This window comes from Coprococcus intestinihominis, from assembly GCF_040096555.1.
In the GTDB taxonomy this organism is placed as follows: Bacteria; Bacillota; Clostridia; order Lachnospirales; family Lachnospiraceae; genus Coprococcus_A; species Coprococcus_A intestinihominis.
On sequence record NZ_JBBMEK010000453.1, the window covers coordinates 1 to 1,209 of the forward strand.

The following is a 1,209-nucleotide window of genomic DNA, read 5'->3' on the forward strand; positions in this document are numbered from 1 at the left end:
TATTGATGGCTGCCATTGTGCCATAAAATCCACCTCCATTATATCATAAGCATGCGCATATACAAATCAAAAAAATCTCCATTATGTCATGCGCATCGTGTAAAAATAGCATAACATAACAAAAACAAAAATGCATTTATCAAAAATCGCATTTTACGACATGAGAAGATAAAATTCGACAATGTATAAGATGGGCAGGATAAATCATAGACATAATCAATTTTTTTTGTCTGAAATCTTGTCTGCTGCAAATAATATATGCTATACTAGAGCAAAGTGAGTTGTGAAACAGGGCGACAAGTCCTGTTTTTTTAGGCCAACAAGGAGGTACAATATGAGTAAAACAAAAGTCTGGATCATTGGTGCCAAAGGAAGACTTGGCAGTACCATTAGTGATGCCCTTGACCGTATGGCATACAATGTACTGACATCGGATATGGATGTGGATATTACCGACATGGATAGTGTGACGGCATTTATGGACATGAGCCATCCGGCGGTCGTCATTAATTGCGCAGGTTATAATACCCATAACTGGCTGGAAGAGGATATGGTGAAGGCGTTCAGAGTCAATGCTATTGGTGCGAGAAATGTTGCTTCTGCATCCCGTAAAGTGGGCGCAAAACTCATTCACATGTCAACAGATGACGTATTTGACGGACGGGGGAATGAACCACTGAATGAATTTGATACAGCAACTCCGGATACAATTTTTGGTAAATCCAAGCTGGCGGGAGAAAATTTTGTGCGTGAATTGAACCCGAAGCATCTGATTGTTCGTAGTTCATGGGTTTATGCCAAAGAGGGCAGCTGCTTTGTAAATTCTGTGATTCGTCAGGCAAAAGAAGGCGGTGTCATTCAGGTGGCAGCAGAACAGTACAGCAGTCCGACAAGTGCCAAAGTGCTTGCTGATTTTGTTATGAAGATGATTGATGCCAATGAATATGGTATTTATCATGCTTCCTGTGAGGGGTGCTGCAGCCGCGTAGAAGCAGCAGAAGAGATCCTTCGATGCATGGGGCAGGATCCGACAGGCAGAATTGAGGAAATATCTGCCGAAGCAGGCAAGAACAGCCCGAGAAGGACAGATCTTCAGAATCTGATGATGAAGGTAACCGGAATTTACCAGATGCCTGAATGGAAAGATGCGATGCGGGATTATATTCAGGAATTGAGGGGGTAGGAAAATGGCAAAAGAAAAAAGCAAAA

1 protein-coding gene is annotated in these 1,209 nt (G+C 42.2%); it reads left to right on the forward strand.

Going from position 1 to position 1,209, the window contains the following annotated elements; translation table 11 throughout:
- Positions 1–334: 334 nt before the first annotated feature.
- The gene (gene rfbD, locus WMO25_RS18165) at positions 335–1,183 is read left to right on the forward strand and encodes a dTDP-4-dehydrorhamnose reductase (RefSeq protein ID WP_349086643.1); all 849 of its coding nucleotides are present in this window, start codon (positions 335–337) and stop codon (positions 1,181–1,183) included.
- Positions 1,184–1,209 lie beyond the last annotated feature (26 nt).

Excerpts from the sequence above, each read along its gene's own strand:
- rfbD (WP_349086643.1), top strand. The coding sequence starts at position 335 with ATGAGTAAAACAAAAGTCTGGATCATTGGTGCCAAAGGAAGACTTGGC.